Annotated in this window: 4 protein-coding genes and 3 pseudogenes; 1 reads left to right on the top strand and 6 read right to left on the bottom strand. The window is 73.6% G+C overall.

Annotated elements, in window-relative coordinates:
* Both RIM90_RS28620 and RIM90_RS28615 read right to left on the bottom strand, forming a co-directional pair.
* Positions 1-169 (bottom strand): annotated as a pseudogene (locus RIM90_RS28620) (anti-sigma regulatory factor); the annotation flags it as partial.
* A 256-nt stretch (positions 170-425) separates the two neighbouring features.
* The gene (locus tag RIM90_RS28615) at positions 426-686 is read right to left on the bottom strand and encodes a UBP-type zinc finger domain-containing protein (protein ID WP_309063651.1); all 261 of its coding nucleotides are present in this window, start codon (positions 684-686) and stop codon (positions 426-428) included.
* Between the two features lie 59 nt (positions 687-745).
* Between RIM90_RS28615 and RIM90_RS28610 the strand changes: the two genes are divergently transcribed.
* Positions 746-2,338 (top strand): Na+/H+ antiporter, encoded by a 1,593-nt coding sequence (locus RIM90_RS28610; protein ID WP_309063650.1) that lies wholly within the window; start codon positions 746-748, stop codon positions 2,336-2,338.
* A gap of 10 nt (positions 2,339-2,348) precedes the next feature.
* On the opposite strand, the gene RIM90_RS28605 is transcribed toward RIM90_RS28610, so the two are convergent.
* From RIM90_RS28605 to RIM90_RS28590, 4 genes and pseudogenes are all read right to left on the bottom strand, one after another.
* On the bottom strand, positions 2,349-3,266 hold the full coding sequence (locus RIM90_RS28605) for a pyridoxal-phosphate dependent enzyme (RefSeq protein ID WP_309063649.1): 918 nt from the start codon (positions 3,264-3,266) through the stop codon (positions 2,349-2,351).
* 181 nt (positions 3,267-3,447) lie between these two features.
* A pseudogene (locus tag RIM90_RS28600) lies at positions 3,448-3,546 on the bottom strand (DUF6010 family protein); the annotation flags it as partial.
* Positions 3,543-3,650, bottom strand: a complete 108-nt coding sequence (locus RIM90_RS28595; RefSeq protein ID WP_309063648.1) for a hypothetical protein — start codon at positions 3,648-3,650, stop codon at positions 3,543-3,545. The pseudogene RIM90_RS28600 and the gene RIM90_RS28595, both read right to left, overlap by 4 nt.
* A gap of 232 nt (positions 3,651-3,882) precedes the next feature.
* Positions 3,883-3,986, bottom strand: a pseudogene (locus RIM90_RS28590) (N-acetylmuramoyl-L-alanine amidase); the annotation flags it as partial.

Here is a 3,986-nt window from a genome sequence, read left to right as displayed (position 1 = left end):
AGGCCTCGTCGACCGCGATGCGCAGGTCCTCGATCTCGTCGAGGGTGAAGTCCAAACGGGCCGCGAGCCCGGCCGTGGCCGTGCGCAGCACCGACAGGTAGGCCCCCGCGGCCGGCAGCCGGACTTCCACGAAGTCCTGGGTCGCGGGCTCGCCTGCGATCTGGGACACCCTCACCTCCAAGGTGGTACAAGCGTTTCAGGGCCGGGGTCGCCCCCCGGGCAACGCGCTACGTGGTTCAGCGGTGACGCTATCGCGCTCTCGGCGATCCTGTCCCCGGGACCCCGGCCACTGCTGTCACTCATAGTAAAACTATGAATACGCTCCGTGGCTAGGGGTCTGCGGGCCCAAATGGGAAGAGCGCGCGCCGGATTGACGTACCCAGACGTCAGACGGTCGAACCGTCCGGCACCGGAGTGCCGCCGGGTCACACGAGTACGTGATCGACGAAGCACCAGCGCCAGTCCTCGCCCGGCTCGTGGGACCGCATCACGGGGTGACCGGACGTCCTGTGGTGCTCCGTCGCATGCCGTCCCGGCGAGGAGTCGCAGCAGCCGACGTGGCCGCAGCTCAGGCACAGGCGCAGCTGCACCGGTTCCGTGCCGTCGCGCAGGCACTCCGGGCACGTCTCGCTGAGGGGGACGGGCTCCGGATGCGGCAGCGCGCCGGCATGCGTGCACTGTTTCATGGTGGCCAGATTACGACGGGTGCGCGGAAGACCGTGCGGAAAACGAGGGCGGGCCGGACATGGACGTGATGCCCCTGCTGTTGCTGGTGGCGGGCAGTGCCGCGATCGCCGCGGCCGCCCGGCGCACCTGGGTGCCGGCACCGCTGCTGCTGGTCGCGGTCGGCCTGGCGGTCAGCTACCTCCCCGGGGTGCCCGACTACACGCTCGACCCGCACATCGTCCTGCCGCTCCTCCTGCCCCCGCTGCTGCACACGGCGGCCACCGACAGCTCCTACCTCGACCTGCGGGCGCAGCTGCGGCCGGTGGCGCTGCTGTCGGTGGGGTACGTGCTGTTCGCGACCTTCGCCGTCGGCTGGGCCCTGTACCTGATCGTGCCGGGCCTGCCGCTGACCGCGGCCCTCGTGTTCGGCGCCGTGGTGGCCCCGCCGGACGCGGTCGCGGCGACGGCGGTGGCGCGCCGGGTCGGACTGCCGTCCCGGGTCACCACCATCCTCCAGGGCGAGTCCCTGCTGAACGACGCCACCGCGATCACCGCGTTCCGGGTGGCCGTGGCGGCGGCGGTCGGCGAGGGCGCGACCTGGGCCGGGGGGATCGGGGAGTTCCTGGTCGCGGCGGTCGGCGGGGTGGCATTCGGCCTGGTGCTGATGGCTCCCCTGCACTGGCTGCGCACGCACGTGAAGGAGGCGCTGCTGCAGAACACGCTCTCCCTGCTGATCCCGTTCGTCGCCTACGCCGCCGCCGAGCAGGTGCACGCCTCCGGCGTCATCGCCGTCGTGGTCGTCGCCCTCTATCTGGGGCACCGCGCGTGGGAGGTCGACTTCGCCACCCGCCTCCAGGAGGAGGCGGTGTGGAAGATGGTCGCGTTCGTGCTGGAGTCCGTGGTGTTCGCGCTCATCGGACTGCAGCTGCCGGTCGTCCTCGGGGGCCTCGGGGAGTACGCGGGCGCCGACGCCGCCTGGTACGCGCTCGCCGTCTTCGCGGTGGTCGTCGTCACGCGGTTCGCGTGGGTGTACCCGGCGATCCGGCTGCCGCCGGTGCTGTCGGCGCGGATCCGGCAGCGCGAGGGGAAACCCGGCTGGAAGACGCCGTTCGTCATCGCGTGGGCCGGGATGAGGGGTGTGGTCTCGCTGGCCATCGCCTTCTCGATCCCGATCACCGCCGACGGCGAGGACTTCCCGCAGCGCAACCTGTTGCTCTTCCTGACCTTCACCACCGTCATCGGCACCCTGGTCGTGCAGGGCCTGACCCTGCCCCCGCTGATCCGCGTGCTGAAGTTCCCCAAGCACGACGCGCAGGCCGAGACCCTGGCGGAGGCCAACGCCCAGGCGCAGGCCTCCCGGGCCGCCGAGCGGCGGCTGGACGAGCTCCTGGCCGACGAGCGCAACGCCCTGCCCGCCCCGCTCGCCGACCGGCTGCGCACCGTCCTGGAACGCCGCCGCAACGCCGTCTGGGAGCGGCTCGGCCAGGTCAACCCGGTCACCGGGGAGACGGCGGACGACACCTACCGGCGGCTGTCGCGGGAGATGATCGGCGCGGAGCGCGAGGTGTTCGTCAGACTGCGCGACGGCCGGTACATCGACGACGAGATGCTGCGGACGCTGCTGCGCCGGCTGGATCTGGAGGAGGCGGCGGCGTACCGGGAGACGACCTAGCGGTCGCCGGTCAGGGGAAGGGGCGGCCGGTGATCACGGCGGCGACCGTGCTCCCGCGCGGGAAGGCGTCTTCCTCCGCCAGGGTGACAAGGGCGTAAAGCAACTTGGCGACATAGAGACGTTCGACGGGTACGCCGTGCCGGTGTTCGAAGTCCTCGGCGAACGTGTCGAGTTCCTCGGTGATACGGGCGTAACCGCCGAAGTGGAAGCGGTCGTCGAGGCTCCAGTCGCCGCGCGGGCCGCCGAACGCCTCGCTCTGCAGGGTCCGTATCCCGTCGGCCAGAAAGCCGCCCTTCAGCACCGGAACGCCCAGCGCGCGCCCGTCGGCACCGAGTCCGGCGGCCAGGCCGGCGAGTGTGCCGCCGGTACCGCAGGCCACCGCGACCACGTCGGCCCGGCCGGCCAGCTCCGCGCCGAGCGTCCGGCAGCCGCGCACCGCGAGGCGGTTGCTGCCGCCCTCGGGCACGACGTACGCGTCCTCGGCGCCCGCCGCGCGCAGGACGGCCGCGAGGGTCTCCGGCTCCGTCTTGCGGCGGTACGTCGACCGGTCGACGAAGTGCAGCCGCATGCCGTCGGACACGCACCGGGCCAGCGACGGGTTGAGCGGGCGGCCGGCGAGTTCCTGGCCGCGCACCACGCCGACCGTGCGCAGGCCGAGCAGCCGGCCGGCGGCGGCCGTGGCCCGCAGGTGGTTGGAGTAGGCACCGCCGAAGGTGAGCACCGTCCGCCCGGCCGCCGCCGCGAGATTCGGGGCCAGTTTGCGCCACTTGTTCCCGACCAGCTCGGGGTGGATCAGGTCGTCCCGCTTCAGCAGCAGCCGGACCCCGCGCCGCGCGAACCGCCCGTCCGCCACCTCCTGCAGCGGCGAGGGCAGCCGCGGGCGCAGGCCGGTGAGGGCGGTGGAGCCGGGATCGTCGGAGCTGGTCACGGGGCCATTGTCGCCCGGAGGGGAGAGCGCGGGCTCGGGCGGTGCCCGGGCCGGCCGTCGGCCGACCGGTCCCGTGACCGCGGATGCGCCTGCGGCCGCGGTTGCGGAGGAGGCCGATCAGGGACGGCCCTCCCCGCGGGCACCGCAGGGCGGTCACCGGGGCGCAGATCGCGCAGCCCGGGGACGGGGTGGGGAGGAACGGGACGACGGGGCCGCCCTTGAGGTGGTGGGCGACGTCCCACGCGGTGTGCGGCGGCCGGGCGACACCGATGAACGTCACGGCTCCAGGCCGCGGAACGCGACACGGGCGGCCACCGCCGTGAAGGCGAGCTCCCGGCCGCCCAGGCCGCCGCCGAGGCAGGCGGCGTCCGCACCGGCGGCCATGACGGCGTTCAGGCGCCGCCGGTGCGGCTCCCGGCCCAGGGGCGTCAAGCAGGGCGCGGAGAACACCGATGCCGACCGGGGCGACGTGCTGCGCGGCGGGACCTTCTCCCGGGACTGACGGGCACGGCTCACCACGCCAGGAGCGGGACCTGCCGGCCCTCAGGGGGAGCGAGCGACAGATCCCCCACGGGGTGTCGCCTCCGCCGGCCGCGTACGCCGTCGCGCCGCCGGGTCACTTCAGGCGATCGCGGATCCGCTCCCTCATCGAGCTCATCGTGAACCCGCGCGGGTCCGCCTTCCCCGGCTGCCACTCCTTGTGCCCGATCACCGACCGCT

The sequence above is a fragment of the Streptomyces sp. genome (assembly GCF_031181555.1).
Lineage (GTDB): Bacteria > Actinomycetota > Actinomycetes > Streptomycetales > Streptomycetaceae > Streptomyces > Streptomyces fimbriatus.
This window is presented reverse-complemented; position numbering and strand designations above follow the sequence as displayed.

Coding starts and splice junctions, on each gene's coding strand:
- RIM90_RS28610 (WP_309063650.1), top strand. CDS start 746: ATGGACGTGATGCCCCTGCTGTTGCTGGTGGCGGGCAGTGCCGCGATC.
- RIM90_RS28595 (WP_309063648.1), bottom strand. CDS start 3,650: ATGGCCGCCGGTGCGGACGCCGCCTGCCTCGGCGGCGGCCTGGGCGGC.
- RIM90_RS28615 (WP_309063651.1), bottom strand. CDS start 686: ATGAAACAGTGCACGCATGCCGGCGCGCTGCCGCATCCGGAGCCCGTC.